This is a genomic window from Streptomyces sp. NBC_00425 (assembly GCF_036030735.1).
GTDB lineage: Bacteria > Actinomycetota > Actinomycetes > Streptomycetales > Streptomycetaceae > Streptomyces.
On record NZ_CP107928.1, the window covers coordinates 5,501,385 to 5,516,840 of the forward strand.

Genomic DNA, 15,456 nt, shown 5'->3' on the forward strand with positions numbered 1-15,456 from the left:
GTATGGGCCAGTCACCGAGGATGGGGAAGAGCATGAGCGAGGAGACGCACCGCGACAAGCACGGCGGCACGCACAGCGAGACGTACGCCGAACTGGCCGCCGTCGGCCCCTACGGGGTCCACCCCGGGCACGCCCTGATCACCATGGTCGAACCGCACCCCGGCCACGAGTACGCCTACAACCGCTGGTACGAGGACGACCACTACTACGCCGGCGCGATGGCCATGCCGTGGATGTACGCCGGCCGCAGATGGGTGGCCACCCGCGACCTGCAACTGCTCCGCTACCCCGAGAAGTCGGCGGTCGCCCAGCCCGTCACCGCCGGCTGCTACCTCTCCACCTACTGGATCACCGACGGACGCCACGGCGACCACATGAAGTGGACGGTCGCCATCAACAAACGCCTCAACCGCGACGCCCGCGTCTACCACGACCGCACCCACGTGTTCACCGCGTTCCAGGACCACGCGACTACGGTCTACCGGGACGGCGCGGCGGGCCCGAGGGACTTCCACGCCCTCGACCACCCCTACGCGGGCCTCGTCGTCGAGGTGATCGACGCCGACTCGGCGCAGCAGCGCGCCGAACTCCTGCACTGGCTGCGCGCCCGCCACCTCCCGCGCCGGCTGGCCGGCTCCCCGGCCGCCATGGTCACCGTCTTTCGCCCCACCCCGCTCCCCGGCGACCGCATGACCTACGTCAAGCAGGTCGAGGGCGTCGACACCCGGCTGACCCTGCTGTGGTTCCTGGAGACGGCCCCCGGCGACTGCTGGGACCCGTACTTCACCGGTCTGGAGGAGGCGGTCGCGGAGTCGGGCCTCGGGCGCGTGGAACTGGTCGCGCCGTTCATCCCCACGGTGCCGGGCACCGACCGGCACGTGGACCGGCTGCGCTGATCACCGCCGGTCCTTCAGCTCGTCCGGGCACGGCGTCCCCCGGGGCAGCTGGTAGGGCGCCGCCAGCCGGTACGTGCCCGCCTTCGGCGCGAGCAGCACCGTCCACTTGTCGCCGTCCGCGTCCTCCGCCGTCTCGAACAGGCATCCGTTGACGTTGTCGAACGTCTTCGGCTCGCCGTCGGAACGGTCCTTGGACTCCTGCGTCTCCTGCGGCGGCTTCAGGCTCTTGCCCTGCGCGTCCACCACGCTCAGCCACGGCGAGTACGGGATCCGGATCAGGATCCGCCCCGCCTTCTTCACGTCGATCGTCATCTCGCCCTGCTCGGCCCGCTGCACCACCGCGTTCGGCTCGGCGAGCGGGGCCGGATCGACGACCTTGAACAGCTGCCAGTTGGCGTCGCCCCAGATCTGCTCCAGATAGGGCAGCCCCCGCTGCACCAGCTGCCGCTCCCGCTCGCCGCCGTCCCCGTCCAGCGCCTCCTTGGGGACGACGACGAAGTGCACGGCCCACCGCTTCAGCCAGTCGTGGTAGTTCGCGGAGTTGAGGGTGTCGTCGTAGAAGAGCGGGTTGCGCTCCATGTCGGCCTGCCGGTTCCAGCCGCGGGCGAGGTTGACGTACGGCGCGAGCGCGGACGCCTCGCGGTGCGAACGGGCCGGCACGACCTCCACCCGTCCCTTCTCCGCGCCGACCCCCTGCAGTTCGTTGACGAGCGGCGCCAGCTCGCGCGCCCAGGAGGCCGCCGGGGTCGTCCGCACCACGTCGTCGACCGACTTGAAGCCGATCCAGCCCACGAACGTCAGCGACGACAGGACGATCACGTACCACTTGCGGCTGCGCGGCACGGCGAACGGCAGCGCCGCCATCAGCACCACACCCGTGAACATCATCGCGAGCCGGGTGATGTTGGACCCGATCTGCGAGCTGATCAGCCACACCAGCAGCACCCCGAGCCCGTACACCGCCGCCGTGATCCGCACCGTCCTCCAGTCGCGCGGGACGACGGCGAAGACGACGATCGCCGACAGCAGCGGCAGGAACGCCGAGCCGAAGGACATCGGCTGGGTGCCGGAGAACGGGAACAGCCAGGCGGAGAGGGCGACCACCACCGTCGGGGCGAGCCCGAGCGCCCACGCGCCAGGCCGCCGCTTCTGCAGGAACATCGCGACGGCGACTATGCCCACGAAGAGCCCGGCCACCGGCGAGCCCATGGTGGCGAGCGCGGCGAGCGGCGCCGCGCACAGCGCCTTCGCCCACCGTTTGTAGCGCCAGCGGTGCGGCCAGCAGAACACGACGGCGACCGCGCCCAGCGCGAACATGTTGCCGAGGCCGAACGTCACCCGGCCCGAGGCGGCGTTGCACAGCAGGGCGAAGATCCCCGCGAGCGCGGGCCACACGGGGTTCTTCACCGGCCTGCAGCGCAGCAGGATCAGGGTGAGCAGCCCCGCCGAGAGCGTCCCGGCGATCATCATCGTCGTGCGGACGCCGAGCAGGGACATCAGATACGGCGACACCATGCTGTACGACACCGGGTGCATGCCGCCGTACCAGGCGAGGTTGTACGCCGAGTCGGGATGCCGGCCGACGAACTCGGCCCAGGCGTCCTGCGCCGCGAGGTCGCCGCCACTGTTCGCGAACGTGAAGAACCAGACGAGGTGCAGGACGCCGGACAGCGCCGTCATGGAGAGGACGAGATGGCGGCCGAGAGGCGCGCCGAGGCGGCCGAGGGCGCCGCGTATCCGGGACGTCCCGCGCGCGGGCCCGGTACGGTCCTCCCGCACGCTGTCCGGGACCCGGTCCTGGCCGAGGTCTACCATCGCGCCGCCCGCCGGGTCACGGTCGTGCTCGCCCGACTGGGGTGCGGGCACCCTGGCGCGCGAGCCGGCGTCCCGGTCCGGACCGGCGTCGTCGGCGCGTGTCGGTTCCGCAGTGGCCACCTGAAGGCACTCCCCGTGTCCCGTCTTCTGTTCTCGGCCGCGTACCGTTCGCGTCCGCTTCACGGCTACGCCCTTGCGACCGGCGGCCTGTCCCGTTTCGCGACGCTAGCACGCACCCCGTCGGGCGGCTGCCCGACGGGGTGCGGAAGGCGTGCGGACGGGCGTCGCGGGTCAGCCGACGCGGGTCAGCTTGTCCGAGAAGCCCGGCTCGGCCAGGTCCGTCTGCAGGGCGACCGGCACCTTCACCGCGCTGCTGGAGCCGTCGCCGACGGTGAGCGTGCCCACCTGGGTGCCGGCCTTGGCCGTGTGCGGCACCTCGCCGGCGGTGAACGAGAGCTTCACCGTCAGACCGGCCCAGCCGGCCGCCGAGACGTCCTTGGTGATGACGACGGGCGTGTGGCCGCCGAGCTTGTCGTCCACGTACCCGACGACGTCGCCCTTCTTCAGGATCTTCGCCGAGGTGAGCGCGTCCTCGGCGGCGAGCAGCGCCGCCTGGCTGACCACGTTGGCCGTCTTGAGGATCTCGCGCTTGTGCTGGCCGAGGATCGCGCCGACGAGGGTCACCGACTTCCCGTCGACCTTCTTGCGGGAGGCGAACAGCAGGTTGCCGCCGGCCGCGCTGGTGCTGCCGGTCTTGATGCCGATCGCGCCGATCCTGAACGGCAGCTCGTTGTAGTTGGGCCAGTTCTTGCCGGACGGGTCGTCCCAGCTGGCCGCGCTGGAGATGGCGACGAGGGCCGGGACCTCCACGAACGCGCGGCCGAGCTTCACCTGGTCCTCAGCCGTGGAGACGGTGGTCTCCTTCAGGCCCGAGGGGTCGGTGTACGTCGTCTTCGTCATCCCGAGCTCCTTGGCGGTGGCGTTCATCTTCTTCACGAACGCCTCCACCGAGCCCGCGTCCCAGCGAGCGAGCAGCCGCGCGATGTTGTTGGCGGAGGGGATGATGACGGCGGACAGGGCCTGCTTCTCGGTGAGCTTGTCGCCGGCCTTGACGGTGTTGAGCGTCGACTCGCCGGACGTGACGTCGTAGCCGCCCTCCTTCTCCGCCAACGCGTCGACCTCGATCTCCGGGCCTTCCTCCCCGGCCTTCATCGGGTGGTCCTTGAGGATGATGTACGCGGTCATGGTCTTGGCGACGGAGCCGATGGCCACGGGCGTCTGCTTGCCGAAGGTGCCCATCGTCCCGACGCCGTCGGCGTCGATCCGGCCCTGCCCCTCGTTCGGCCAGGGCAGCTGCGTCCTGCCGCCCTCGAAGGTGTACGAGCTCTTCGCGGTCAGCGTGAGCGCGGTCGCCGGCAGCGGCCGCACGGCCTGCACGATCGCAAACACGACGACCAGCAGGAGGACCAGCGGCGTCCAGATCTTGAGCCGCCGTCCGAGGGTGCGCAGCGGGGTCGGCGGGGGCGGCGGGGTGTTCGTCAGCTCGGCCAGCAGGTCCAGCGGCGGCTTCGGCGGCAGCGGCTGCTGCGTGGTCCGCTCGGGGCCGACCTGCGGGACGAAAGCGGTGACGTCGGCGGCCGGCTGGGCAGCGGACTTCGGCGGACGGGGCTCGTCGAGCGGCTTGAGCGCGACGAACTTGCTCGTCCGCTCGGCCGGCGCCGCGGGCTTCTCGTCGGCCCGGGCGGTCTTCCCGGCGGTGCCGGCCTCGTCCGTCGCGTCGGCCGTGCCGGTCGCGTCGGTCGCGTCGGCCTTCTCCTCGCTCGGCCGGGGCTTGACGTCGCCGAGCTTCAGCATGGTGGTCGGCTGGTCGACGGCGGGCTTGGGCCGGGGGGTCTTGAAGACGGCGGTCGGCTGGTCGACGGGGGTGCGGTCGGCCTTGGCGTCCTCGGGCCCGGCGTCGGGCTCGGCGTCGGCCTTCTCGGGCTCGCCGGCGTCCGACGCCCACTTCGGCGCGCGTTTGGCGGCCTGCCCGGCCTCGGCGTCTACCTCGGCCTTGTCCTGCGACCCGGCGACCTCGGCGGACGCGTCGGCCTCGTCGGGCTCGTCGGCGTTCTCGGGCCGCGTGTCCTCGGGCTCGTCGGTGGCGTCGGCGTCGGTGTCGGGGCGCTCACCGGCCTTCGCGGTGCTCTTCGGACGCGCGTCGGCGTCGTCCGGGTCCGTGGCGTCCGGGTCGGCGTCGTCCGGGTCGGCGTCCGCGTCGGCGCCGGGGGCGTCGTCCGGGGCGGTGTCCGGGACCGCGTCCGCGATCTCGTCCGCGGGCTCTTGCTTCTCGCCGCCGGCCGGACCGGCCGCGGGGCCGTCCTCGGGGCTCTTGTCGTCCGCCGTGGCGACCCACTGGGCCACGGCCGCCCGCAGACGGTCCTCGCCGCCCGCGGGAGCCTTCCCGGCGGTCCCTGCGACGCCTCCGGCCTCGGCGGCGCCCTCAGGGCCGTCCCCGGCCCCGTCGTCGGCGGTCTGCGCGGCCGCTGGGGCCGTCTCGGCGTCCTTCGCGTCCCCGGAGTCGTCCGACCCGCCCGACGTCTCCGCAGGGGTCTCCTCGGCGTCCTCCGGCTCCCCGGCCGGCTCGGTCCGCGCGGACCCGGTCCCGGCGGCCTCGGCTTCGCTCCCGGGGGCGTCGGCGTCGGTCTCCGCGGCTTCGGCCTTCGCGGCCCCGGACTCCTCGGGCTCCGACTCCCCGGCCCCGGACTCCCCGGCCCCGGACTCCCCGGCCCCGGACTCCTCGGCGTCCTCGGTCTTCAGATCCCGTACCGAGAACACCCGCGTCGCCGTGTCCACGCCGCCGCGGGCCGACGAGGGCTCGCTGTCCCGCGCCACCGCGACCCGCGGATCGCGGATCTCGCGGGATTCCCGTGCCTCGGGAACCGTGCCCGCGCTCCCCGACGTCGGTTCTGCCGACGACTCGCGCTGCTTCGACCTGTCGGGGGACTCGCCCGCCACCGATGCCTCCTCGTGTGCCGCACGCCGTCAGCGCGCCTGCCGAACCGTGAACAGCCCGCCCCGGACCCGCCTCGCGGCGTTGTCCGAACCATGTACCAGTGTCCTGTGTAGAGGGCTTGGCTCCTGCGGTAGACGAGAACGACATACCTACTGGTTCCACTACAAACAGGTCACGCACCCTCGACAGATGAATGTGAGAGGGGTCACCCTGTCATTCATCCACGCGGGGAGGCATGGATGGGCAGGAGCCGCAGAACGATTCCGGAAGAGCTTCTTCTGCTGGCGTTGGACCCGACCACGGGTACCACCGCACAGCCGCAGTCGCTCGACCTTGGTCTGGCCGGAGCACAGCTAGTGGAGCTGGCGCTGGCCGGGCGGATAGCCCCTGACGGGGATCGTATCGCCGTGGTGTCCCCACGGCCGACTGGAGACCCAACGCTGGACTGCGCGTTGGAGTTGCTGCGAAGGCGTGGCGCTCCCGTACGGGCTGTCCACTGGATCGGCGGGCCGCGTCTCGGGCTGCGCCAGATCTACCTCTCGCATCTGGAGCGGTGCGGCATGGTGCATGCCGTGGCGGGCCAGATGTGCGGAGTGCTGCCGACGACTCGCTACCAGGCGACGGACACCGACATCAGCCGGGAGATCAAGGCCCGGCTGGACTCCGCGATCCGCACCGGCGTTCCGCCGGACCCGCGGACCGCGGCGCTCGCCGCCCTGGCGCATGCGGTCGGCCTCGGCAAACACCTGTACCCGGGTAACGAGGGACGCTCGTCCCGATCCCGGTTGCGGGACCTGATCAGGCACGACCCCATGGGCGGCCTCGTGGCGCACGCCGTGATGGACGTCCAGAACGGCGCGGCGGCACAGCCGCGCCGCAACCAGGCGCCCCCCGGCCGGCAGGCCGGACCGGGAGCCAGGCCCGCTCCGGAACCCGCCCGTGGCGTTCCGGCGCAGCCGCACCGCAACCCCATGGCGCGTGTGGTGGCCCTCTGAGCCGTCAGACCTGAGACCTGTTCGGGAGCCGACGCGGCCCGCGCGGGGCGGTGCATCTGCCGCCCCGCGCGGACGTGTGTCGGGAGCCGTCGGGAACCCTTGGGGGGTCCCGCCCGAACTGGCGCGCAGCAGCCGCATATCCACCGTTTTCTAGCGGTGCGAAGCGCCTTGGTGGCAGTCTGCTGAACAGCAGATACGCAAAGTGTTTGAGACAGACACGCAGCCGGAGGTGCACGTCCCGTGGCGTCCAATGTCAATCCCACCGTCAGACGACGCCGGTTGGGCCAGGAGCTGCGCCGGCTCCGTGAGCTCAAGGGCATGACGGCCGAAGAGGTGGCCGAGCGCCTGCTGGTGTCCCAGTCGAAGATCAGCCGGCTGGAGAACGGCCGGCGCAGCATCAGCCAGCGCGACGTCCGCGACCTGTGCGGGGTGTACGAGGTCGAGGACCAGCGGATGGTCGACTCGCTGATGGAGATGGCCAAGGACTCCCGACAGCAGGGCTGGTGGCACGCCTTCGGCGATGTCCCGTACAGCGTCTACATCGGCCTGGAGACGGACGCGGCGAGCCTGCGCGTGTACGACCCGCAGGTGGTGCCCGGGCTGCTGCAGACCCGTCAGTACGCGGAGGCGCTGATCTCGGGCGCGCTGCCGGAGACCGCGCAGACGGAGATCGACAAGCGGGTGCAGGTGCGCATGCGCCGGCAGGAGCGGGTCTCGTCGGGCGAGAACCCGCTGCGGCTGTGGAGCGTCATGGACGAGTCGGCGCTCCGGCGCGTCGTCGGCGGCCGTGAGTTGATGCGGGCCCAGCTGGAACACCTCGTCGAGCAGTCCCAGTTGCCGCATGTGACGGTCCAGGTGATCCCGTTCGAGATGGGCGCGCATCCGGGCCTCAACGGCCAGTACGCGATCCTCGAGTTCCCGGACACGGCCGACTCCAGCGTCGTCTACATCGAGGGCGTCACCAGCGACCTCTATCTGGAGAAGCCGAACGACGTGCAGAAGTACAGCGTGATGTACGAGCACCTGCGCGCCCAGGCCCTGAACGTGGAACAGTCCCGCCAGTTCATCGCCGACATCGCCAAGGGCTATGTGCGATGAGGTCCGGCGGGAAGTGGCGCATGATACGCGTTAACCCCACCGGTATGGAAGTTTCCACTGGAATATGTCATCCGGTCGAGTGAATAGTCGCTTCGTCAGTCGATGTTGGCGAGTAGCGTCGATCACGCCATCAAGCAACAAGGTTGGCGTGAAGACAGCAACTCAACAACTGCACTCCGGAGCAAAAATGGCAATTCGTCAGGGCAGCGCGCACACGTGGACCAAGTCCTCCTACTCCACGGGCAACGGTGCGTGCGTCGAGGTCAAGTCGCCGGCCGTACAGGCCCTGCTCGTCCGTGACTCCAAGGTCCAGGACGGTCCGACCCTGGTCTTCCCCGCCGACGCGTGGAGCGACTTCGTGGCGTCGGTCAAGGCGTAGGGCGGAGGACTTCCTGACCCTCAGCCGGATACCGAACACAACTGCAGAAGAACCACCCACGGGCCCTCTCGTCCAGATCGCCGTCCTAGCCGAGGGGGCCCGTCGCGTGCCCGGGCGGCGCCGCCCGGCCGCCCAGCCGCCTGCTCAGCCCAGGCGGCTCTCGATCGCCGCGACCACCTCGGGGGCCTCCGGCTCGGTCTGCGGGGAGAAACGGGCGACGACGGAGCCGTCCCGGCCGATCAGGAACTTCTCGAAGTTCCAGCGGACGTCGCCGGTGTGGCCCTCGCCGTCCGCGAACCCGACCAGCCGCTCGTACAGCGGGTGCCGGCCGTCCCCGTTGACCTCGACCTTCTCGGTCAGCGGGAAGCTCACGCCGTAGGTCGCCGAGCAGAACTCCGCGATCTCCTCGGCGCTGCCGGGCTCCTGCCCGAGGAACTGGTTGCAGGGCACGCCGAGGACGGTGAAGCCCTGCCCGGCGTACCGCTCCTGCAGCCGCTCCAGGCCGGTGTACTGCGGGGTGAGACCGCACTTGGAGGCCACGTTCACCACCAGCACGACCTGGCCCGTGTACTGCGAGAGCTCCGCGGAGCCGCCCTTGAGGGCGTCGATCTGGACGTCGAGGGGAGAGGTATTGGCATCAGTAGTCATGCTCCGGATGCTAACTCCGGGCACCGCCGTCGGCCCCGGTCGCCCCGGCCGCCTCCGCCAGGGCGTCTCCGGCCGCCGTCCGCGAGTACAGCACCGACCGCCCCGCGCGCCGCCGCCGCACCAGGCCCGCGTCCAGCAGCACCCGCAGATGGCGGCCCACGGAACCGAGGCCCTGGCCGGTCAGGGCGACCAGCTGGGTGGTGCTCAGCGGGCCGGCGAGCAGCACCAGCACCGCGGCGCGGCCCGGACCCAGCAGCGCACCGAGCGCGGCGGGCGCCGCACGCGCGCGGCCGCGGCGGTCCTCGGCGAGCACGCCGGTGCACGGGTAGACGACGGCGTACCGCTCCCGTCCCTCCCACGACACCCAGCCGGCCTTCGGCGTGACCGGCACGAACAGCAGCTCCGCCCCGGAGATCTCCCGGGGCGGATACTCGTGCAGGTTCACCTGGAAGCGGCTCTCGCCGAGCCAGCGCGTCCCCGGCCGCAACGAGTCCAGCACGGCCGCCCAGCCGCCCCGGCTGACCTGCGCCGTCCGCGCGACGACGTCCGCCTCCAGGACGCGCCGACGGCGCTCCCAGTCCGGCCGCACGTCCGTCTCCCACACGTGTTCCAGCAGCGTGGCCGCCCGCTCGGGCAGGTCGTCCCGGTCCAGGGCGGCGGGCAGCGGCCCGCCCAGCGACGTCCGCAGATGGGCCCGGGCCTCCGCCGGGCCGGCCGACCGCACCCGGGCCACGCCCTCCTCGAAGCTCTCGCCGTCCCTCGGCGTCGGCGTGAGGAAGTCGGCGATCCAGCTCCTCCCGAGCCCCGTCCGCACCAGCAGCGCCGTCACCGGGTCGGCGGCCAGCGCGGCCCGGTAGCCGGGGAGGTGGGCGCGCAGCCACTCCCGCTCACCGGGATGGTCCCCCACCCCCGCGTGCAGCAGCTTCAGACTCGCGAAGGTCTCGGTGAGCGGCGAGATCACGAACCGGCTGCCCGCCAGGGTGTCCGCGTTCACCTGCCACCAGCCCACGTGACCCCTCCGTCCTGGACGACCCTGCGCACGACCTTTCGCACGACCGCGAAACAATAACCGGCCCGCCGGGCGCCGTCCGAGACTCCGCGCATGCCTCGCTACCGACCGCTGTTCCACACCCCCGAGTTCACGCCCCTCTTCCTCTCCTCCGCCGCGCACACCGCCGCCTCGACGGTGGGCGGGCCGGCGCTCGGCACGCTGGTCTACCGGGCCACCGACTCACCGCTGCTCTCGGCGATGAGCATGTTCGGACCCTCGCTCGTCCAGGTGCTGGGCGCGACCCTGCTCCTCTCCGGCTCCGACCGGCTGCCCCCGAGGGCGGCGCTGACGGGGATCTCACTCGGCTTCGCCGTCACCACGGTCGTCCTGGCCGCCCCGGGCCTGCCCGTCCACGGCGTCTTCGCGGTCGTCCTGCTGCAGGGACTGATCGCCTCGCTCGGCGGCGGGGTCCGCTGGGGACTGCTGAACGAGATCCTCACCAAGGACGGCTATCTGCCCGGGCGTTCGCTGTTCAACATCGCGCACGGGCTGATGCAGATCGCCGGATACGCGGCCGGCGGCGTCCTGGTGGCGGTCCTCTCCGCACGCCGGACCCTGCTGCTCGCCGCCCTGCTCTACGCCGTCGCCGCCGCGGTCGCCCGGCTGGGGCTGACCGCCCGCCCACCGCGCGCCGCCGGCCGCCCCTCCGCCGCCGTGACCCGGCGCACCAACGCCGTCCTGTGGTCCTCCCGCCCCCGCCGCCTCACCTACCTCGGGCTGTGGGTGCCCAACGGTCTGGTCGTCGGCTGCGAGGCCCTGTTCGTGCCGTACGCCCCCGGCGCGGCGGGCACCCTGTTCGCCTGCGCGGCGCTGGGGATGCTGGTGGGCGACGTGGCGATCGGCAGGCTCGTCCCGCCGGCGGTGCGCACCCGGCTGGCGACCCCGCTGCTGCTCCTGCTGGCCGCGCCCTACGCCCTGTTCGCCCTGCATCCCGCGCTTCCCCTCGCCGGCGCCTGCGCCGCCCTCGCCTCCGTCGGCTTCGGCGCGAGCCTGGTCCAGCAGGAACGGCTGATGGCGCTCACCCCGCCCGAACTCAGCGGCCACGCCCTGGGGCTGCACTCGTCCGGGATGCTCACCATGCAGGGCGTGGGCGCGGCCCTGGCCGGCACGGCGGCCCAACTCACCTCACCGGCCACGGCGATGACGGCGACGGCGCTGACGTCGATCGCGGTGACCCTGGCGCTGCACTCCGCGGGACGAGCCGGCGAACGGCTCACGGCACGCACGGGCCCCGCCGAGCGATGATCGCGCCTCAGCCGTGGGCGTGGGTGTGGGCGACGGCGTGGCCCTTGCCGCGGGCGATCATCCACCTGTTCACCGGCGTCGTGATCAGGAAGGCCACCGCGAAGCCGCCGAGGAGGGTCGCCCAGAACAGCCCGTCCGACAGCTGGGCGTCCATCGCGCCCGGAGTGAAGGCGACGATGGCGTTGTCGACCAGCTCCATCACGGCGATCGAGACGGTGTCGGCGGCCAGGGCCACCTTGACGGCGGCCCGGAGGTCCAGGCCCGCCCTGCGCACCGAGAGCAGGGTGAGGGAGTAGCCGAACAGGAACGCGAGCAGGATCGCGACGACCATGGTCGGCACGTTGCCCCAGCCGAGGGCGGTGCCGATGACCATGCCGAGGATCTCGCCGACGGCGCACCCGGTCAGGCAGTGCAGCGTCGCCGTCACGGCCATGGCCCAGGAGGCGTGGCCGCGGTGCTGCTCGGACCGGGGCGAGTGGTCGGGTCGGTGGTGTTGATCGGGCCGGTGGTGCTGGTCGTGCTCGGCGCGCTTGTCCTGAGGCATGACTCCTGTATACCCCTGGGGGGTATCTCGGGCAAGCCGTGGCGCGCACTCGTGTCGCGGTGCTCGACGTCCGACCGACGTCCGACCCGACGTCCGACCGACGTCTGCTCGGGGTCTGCACCATGGTTGCGGGTGACCGGGTGACCGGGTGACCGGGTGACCGGGTGACCGGGTGACCGGGTGACCGGTTCCCGGTCCACCGGCCGCTCGGCCTCCTCCTCGTCACCCTCGTTGCGGCTGTGACCGTGACACTGCTGTGCACCCGGCCCGGGCGACGGGCCCTGCGCCGGGCGATGGAACCGAGGGCGGACTGGGCCTTCCGGCGCGACGGCGCCGCCCAGGACCGCGCGGCGGCCTGACGGGACCGCTCCCGGTCAGGGCGGGGGCATCGCCCTTCGTCCCCGGAATGCCATCTTCCGGCAGCTCTACGGGCGACCGAAAGCGATTTTAAACACCTTCAGAAAACGGTTTCGTTCGTCCCGTTGACACCTTGCGCACCCCCTTTTAAGGTCGCGCCAGCATTCTGACCAGGTGACGAGATTTCGAACGGCTGAGAGGCAAGTGCCCTGCGCATCACCGGAGTCAGCACACCCGTGACCGGAAACCGGTGGCCCAGCCTGATGTATTTACAGGTGCGTATCGGCAAACCGGTGACTGGAGTGGGCGAAATCCGCGTGCGGGGCCGCGCCGGGACACCTTTCGGCGAACTGCGGGCCACCGGGGCGTCCGAAATTCGACTCCCGCGACCCGCCGGGCGATCCGCCCCTCGCGCTCCCCTCCCCGTTCGTGCCCCTCGCGCACGTCAGGCCCCTGACGCACCTCTCGCTCCTCATGCCCCGCATGCCCTTCGGTCGACTTCTGCGCAATCCGCCGACCGTTCACGGCTGGGGGATCCGACGCACCGCGAACCCCGACGACCTCGGCGGCGGCGTGCGTCCGCGAGGACGGCGATCACCCCGCCCGCGCCGCACCGCGCCACCGGAAGTCCCTCCGCCCGCCGCCCCGGCCGGGCCGGGCGCGCGCCCGGCGCCCGCCCGTGCCGCGCCCCCGCCGTGCAACCCGTTCCCGCACACCCCCCGGACCGGGGGCGCGTGGACCGGGTGCGGGATCGGGACCGGGTGCGGCGCGTGCGACCCGTGCGCGACCCGCTCGCCGACCGTTCTCCGGCCCCACCGCCGCCCCACCGCTTGTTCCCCACCGACGGCTGACACTCCGTCACCCACCCCCCTCAACGACGAGAAACTAGGAACGATCCATGCGCAACCGAAGAGCCTTCCTCGCCGCCCTCACGGGAGTCGCCTCCCTGTCCCTCACCCTGTCCGCCTGTGGCGAGACCAGCAGCAGCGGGGAGAAGTCCAAGGGCGGCACCATCGGCATCGCGATGCCGACCCAGGCCTCCGAGCGCTGGCTGACCGACGGCAAGAGCGTCGTCAAGGACCTGAAGGGCTACGGGTACCAGACCCAGCTGGTCTACGGGCAGGACAACCCCAAGACGCAGGTCTCCCAGATCGAGGCCCTGATCAAGCAGGGCGTGGACGCACTGATCATCGCGGCCATCGACAACAAGTCGCTGAACGGCGTGCTCGAACAGGCCGCCGCCGCGAAAATACCGGTGATCTCCTACGACCGGCTCATCCTCGGCACCGCCAACGTCGACTACTACGTCTCCTTCGACAACGAGCAGGTCGGCCGGCTGCAGGCGCTTTACATCATCGACAAGCTCGGCCTGGAGGACGGAAAGGGACCGTTCAACATCGAGCTTTTCGCCGGTTCTCCCGACGACAACAACACCCAGTACTTCTTCGAGGGTGCGATGCACCTTCTGCAGCCGTACCTGGACAACAAGCAGTTGATCGTCCGGTCCGGCCAGACCGCGCTCAAGGAGGTCACCACCCTGCGCTGGGACGGCCCCACCGCGCAGAAGCGCATGAACGGCATCCTCTCCGACTCCTACGGGGGCAAGAAGGTCGACGCGGTCCTGTCGCCGTACGACGGCATCTCCATCGGCGTCCTGAACGCGCTGAAGACGGACGGTTACGGCTCCAACAGCAAGCCCCTGCCGATCATCACCGGCCAGGACGCCGAGCTGGCGTCGGTCAAGTCGATCATCGCGGGCGAGCAGTCGCAGACCGTGTACAAGGACGTCCGCCAACTCGCCTCCGCGGCAGCCGACATGGCCAACGACATCCTCACCGGCAAGACGCCGAAGGTGAACAACCGCCTGGGCTACAAGAACGGCGTCAAGGCCGTGTCCGCCTACCTGCTGCAGCCGACCAGCGTGGACAAGGACAACTACAACTACGTGCTGGTCGCGGGCGGTTACTACACCGCCGCCGAACTCAAGTAGCGGTACGGGGCGGACGTCCTGCCGGCCCGGGCGCGAGCCGGCAGCCCCCTTCCGGCCCACCTGGTGGTCGGCGGTCGGCGGTCGGTGGTCGGTGGTCGGTGGTCGGGTCGTCGACGACCGGCGGCCGAAGTCAGCGGCTGTCGTCGAACGGGCCGGCGGGGGACGAGCCAGGGGGACGGGCGTGACGGGCCGCGAGAGACCGGGGACGGGCACGACCGAGCGCCAGGCGGGCCGCGCGCGGCCAGTTCACCGACGCGGCGGTCGTGCCGGCCCCGCCGGGGCGACGGCGTGGCACGCGGACCCGCAGCGATCCCGGCGCGCTGCGGCACACGACGGGTGACGTCAGCACCGTGTGCTCCCCGTCGATGCCGACCGGCAGGGTCGCCGAGTCGCCTTCGACGACGACTTCCTTCGCACTCAGCCGCATGAATCCCGGCGCGCGTGCGGACCGCGCACCAGGCTCGCCGCGTCGGCGGCGTTGTCGACCCGCACGCCCACCACGCCCAGCTCGCCCGAGTCCAGCCGCTGTCTGCGCCGGTGTGCGCCAGCGCCCACCACACGCCGACGACGGGCGAGCGCCAGCCCGGCGAGGCCGACCAGGAACCAGAGGGCGCTCCGCAGACCGGCGGCGACGAGCGGCACCAGGATGCTGCCCAGCAGGGCCAGCAGGGCCAGCAGGGCGAGGCGGGCCCATCCGGCGCCGCCTCCGGGACCGCCCGCGCGTACGCTCCCGGACCCTGCCGCTCCGGGCCCGTCGGTGTGCCCGACGTGTCGTCCCACCTGCCGCCCTTTCGTCGTCCCGCTCGCCGGCCCTTCTCTCGCGCTCCCAGAACGCGTCCGCGTCCGCCCCCGGTGTCGCCCGCGTCGGCAGCGTCGTCGGCCCGACGCTCAGCGGCCGGAGGCGGGGAGGGTGGCGGAGCCCGGGTGCTCCGCCGGTCCGTGACCGCTCAGGACCAGTTCCTTGGCCCTGCGGAACTCCTCGTCCGTGATGTCGCCGCGGGCGCGGATCTCGGACAGCCGGGCGAGCTCGTCGACGCTGCCGGACCCGCCGCCGGCCGCGGCCTGCCTGACGTAGGCGTTGAAGTCCTCCTGCTGCGCACGCGCCTGCGCGATCTCCCGGCGGCCCATGTTCCTGCCGCGGGCCATCACGTAGACGAACACGCCCAGGAAGGGCAGGACGATACAGAGCGCCAGCCAGCCGGCTTTCGCCCAGCCGCCCAGGTCGTCGTCGCGGAAGATGTCGCCGATGATCCGGAAGAGCAGGACGAACCACATGACCCACAGGGAGAGCCAGAGCACACTCCAGAAGACGCTCAGCAGGGGAAAGTCGTACGCGAGATAGTTCTGCGCGCTGTGCTGACCGATGTCGCTCATGTCGCCCTCCGTTCCGGGCGTCCGCCCGGCGGCCCGGGCATCCGGTCCGGTGCCCGCCTCCAGCGTGCG

Annotated in this window: 14 protein-coding genes; 6 read left to right on the plus strand and 8 right to left on the minus strand. The window is 71.8% G+C overall.

The genetic code is table 11. From position 1 onward, the window contains the following. Nucleotides 1–32: 32 nt before the first annotated feature. Entirely contained in the window at nt 33–896 is an 864-nt protein-coding gene (locus OHS82_RS23840) for a hypothetical protein (protein ID WP_057578917.1), read from the plus strand. Here OHS82_RS23840 and OHS82_RS23845 read toward each other — a convergent pair whose 3' ends face one another. Then, on the minus strand, nt 897–2,831 hold the full coding sequence (locus OHS82_RS23845; RefSeq protein WP_057578915.1) for an MFS transporter: 1,935 nt from the start codon (nt 2,829–2,831) through the stop codon (nt 897–899). It abuts the gene before it with no gap. Between the two features lie 171 nt (nt 2,832–3,002). Next, complete coding sequence (locus OHS82_RS23850) at nt 3,003–5,708, minus strand: D-alanyl-D-alanine carboxypeptidase (protein WP_328434435.1); 2,706 nt, start codon at nt 5,706–5,708, stop codon at nt 3,003–3,005. Between the two features lie 237 nt (nt 5,709–5,945). Here OHS82_RS23850 and OHS82_RS23855 point away from each other — a divergent pair, with 237 nt between their 5' ends. The 3 genes from OHS82_RS23855 to OHS82_RS23865 all read left to right on the plus strand — a co-directional run bounded on the left by OHS82_RS23855 (nt 5,946) and on the right by OHS82_RS23865 (nt 8,178). Then, on the plus strand, nt 5,946–6,701 hold the full coding sequence (locus OHS82_RS23855) for a GOLPH3/VPS74 family protein (RefSeq protein WP_057578912.1): 756 nt from the start codon (nt 5,946–5,948) through the stop codon (nt 6,699–6,701). Nucleotides 6,702–6,941: 240 nt separating this feature from the next. After that, on the plus strand, nt 6,942–7,799 hold the full coding sequence (locus OHS82_RS23860) for a helix-turn-helix domain-containing protein (RefSeq protein ID WP_057578910.1): 858 nt from the start codon (nt 6,942–6,944) through the stop codon (nt 7,797–7,799). Between the two features lie 187 nt (nt 7,800–7,986). Next, a complete protein-coding gene (locus tag OHS82_RS23865; RefSeq protein ID WP_057578908.1) occupies nt 7,987–8,178 on the plus strand; it encodes a DUF397 domain-containing protein in 192 nt (63 codons plus the stop codon). Between the two features lie 144 nt (nt 8,179–8,322). On the opposite strand, the gene OHS82_RS23870 is transcribed toward OHS82_RS23865, so the two are convergent. Further along, complete coding sequence (locus tag OHS82_RS23870; protein WP_328434436.1) at nt 8,323–8,826, minus strand: glutathione peroxidase; 504 nt, start codon at nt 8,824–8,826, stop codon at nt 8,323–8,325. Between the two features lie 10 nt (nt 8,827–8,836). Continuing rightward, nucleotides 8,837–9,835: an ArsR/SmtB family transcription factor gene (locus tag OHS82_RS23875; protein WP_328434437.1), complete on the minus strand. Its 999-nt coding sequence runs from the start codon at nt 9,833–9,835 to the stop codon at nt 8,837–8,839. A gap of 93 nt (nt 9,836–9,928) precedes the next feature. On the opposite strand from OHS82_RS23875, the gene OHS82_RS23880 reads away from it, so the two are divergent. Then, nucleotides 9,929–11,122, plus strand: a complete 1,194-nt coding sequence (locus tag OHS82_RS23880; RefSeq protein ID WP_057578902.1) for a hypothetical protein — start codon at nt 9,929–9,931, stop codon at nt 11,120–11,122. Between the two features lie 7 nt (nt 11,123–11,129). Here OHS82_RS23880 and OHS82_RS23885 read toward each other — a convergent pair whose 3' ends face one another. Then, nucleotides 11,130–11,666, minus strand: a complete 537-nt coding sequence (locus OHS82_RS23885) for a DUF4396 domain-containing protein (RefSeq protein ID WP_057578900.1) — start codon at nt 11,664–11,666, stop codon at nt 11,130–11,132. 1,255 nt (nt 11,667–12,921) lie between these two features. On the opposite strand from OHS82_RS23885, the gene chvE reads away from it, so the two are divergent. Continuing rightward, the gene (gene chvE, locus OHS82_RS23890; protein ID WP_057578899.1) at nt 12,922–14,013 is read left to right on the plus strand and encodes a multiple monosaccharide ABC transporter substrate-binding protein; all 1,092 of its coding nucleotides are present in this window, start codon (nt 12,922–12,924) and stop codon (nt 14,011–14,013) included. A 130-nt stretch (nt 14,014–14,143) separates the two neighbouring features. Here chvE and OHS82_RS23895 read toward each other — a convergent pair whose 3' ends face one another. The 3 genes from OHS82_RS23895 to OHS82_RS23905 form a co-directional block, all read right to left on the minus strand. Further along, entirely contained in the window at nt 14,144–14,440 is a 297-nt protein-coding gene (locus OHS82_RS23895) for a hypothetical protein (protein ID WP_328434438.1), read from the minus strand. Continuing rightward, entirely contained in the window at nt 14,431–14,793 is a 363-nt protein-coding gene (locus OHS82_RS23900; RefSeq protein WP_328434439.1) for a hypothetical protein, read from the minus strand. The genes OHS82_RS23895 and OHS82_RS23900 overlap by 10 nt, the downstream gene beginning before the upstream one ends. A gap of 108 nt (nt 14,794–14,901) precedes the next feature. Further along, nucleotides 14,902–15,387, minus strand: coding sequence for an SHOCT domain-containing protein (locus OHS82_RS23905; protein ID WP_057578893.1), 486 nt, complete (start codon nt 15,385–15,387; stop codon nt 14,902–14,904). Nucleotides 15,388–15,456 lie beyond the last annotated feature (69 nt).

Excerpts from the sequence above, each read along its gene's own strand:
- OHS82_RS23840 (WP_057578917.1), top strand. The coding sequence starts at position 33 with ATGAGCGAGGAGACGCACCGCGACAAGCACGGCGGCACGCACAGCGAG.
- OHS82_RS23855 (WP_057578912.1), top strand. The coding sequence starts at position 5,946 with ATGGGCAGGAGCCGCAGAACGATTCCGGAAGAGCTTCTTCTGCTGGCG.
- OHS82_RS23865 (WP_057578908.1), top strand. The coding sequence starts at position 7,987 with ATGGCAATTCGTCAGGGCAGCGCGCACACGTGGACCAAGTCCTCCTAC.
- OHS82_RS23870 (WP_328434436.1), bottom strand. The coding sequence starts at position 8,826 with ATGACTACTGATGCCAATACCTCTCCCCTCGACGTCCAGATCGACGCC.
- OHS82_RS23880 (WP_057578902.1), top strand. The coding sequence starts at position 9,929 with ATGCCTCGCTACCGACCGCTGTTCCACACCCCCGAGTTCACGCCCCTC.
- OHS82_RS23885 (WP_057578900.1), bottom strand. The coding sequence starts at position 11,666 with ATGCCTCAGGACAAGCGCGCCGAGCACGACCAGCACCACCGGCCCGAT.
- chvE (WP_057578899.1), top strand. The coding sequence starts at position 12,922 with ATGCGCAACCGAAGAGCCTTCCTCGCCGCCCTCACGGGAGTCGCCTCC.
- OHS82_RS23895 (WP_328434438.1), bottom strand. The coding sequence starts at position 14,440 with ATGCGGCTGAGTGCGAAGGAAGTCGTCGTCGAAGGCGACTCGGCGACC.
- OHS82_RS23905 (WP_057578893.1), bottom strand. The coding sequence starts at position 15,387 with ATGAGCGACATCGGTCAGCACAGCGCGCAGAACTATCTCGCGTACGAC.